Source organism: Nostoc sp. UCD121, from assembly GCF_014222285.1.
In the GTDB taxonomy this organism is placed as follows: Bacteria; Cyanobacteriota; Cyanobacteriia; order Cyanobacteriales; family Nostocaceae; genus Nostoc.
In genome coordinates this window covers 1-278 of sequence record NZ_JACKZS010000567.1, presented here as the reverse complement: position 1 = coordinate 278, position 278 = coordinate 1, and the positions used below count along the sequence as shown (strand labels likewise).

Genomic DNA, 278 nt, shown 5'->3' with positions numbered 1-278 from the left:
TCTTCTACCACTACCGTCACCACCCTTCCAACCAGGCGGCTTCCTCGCGGTCGAAAGGAGTTTACAACCCGAAGGCCGTCATCCCCCACGCGGCGTCGCTGCATCAGGCTTCCGCCCATTGTGCAATATTCCCCACTGCTGCCTCCCGTAGGAGTCTGGGCCGTATCTCAGTCCCAATGTGGCCGTCCACCCTCTCAGGCCGGCTACCCGTCGCCGCCTTGGTAGGCCATTACCCCACCAACAAGCTGATAGGCCGCGAGCTCATCCCCAACCACTAG

Annotated in this window: 1 rRNA gene; it reads right to left on the bottom strand. The window is 61.9% G+C overall.

From position 1 onward, the window contains the following. Positions 1–278 (bottom strand): 16S ribosomal RNA (locus GNF10_RS37500); the annotation flags it as partial.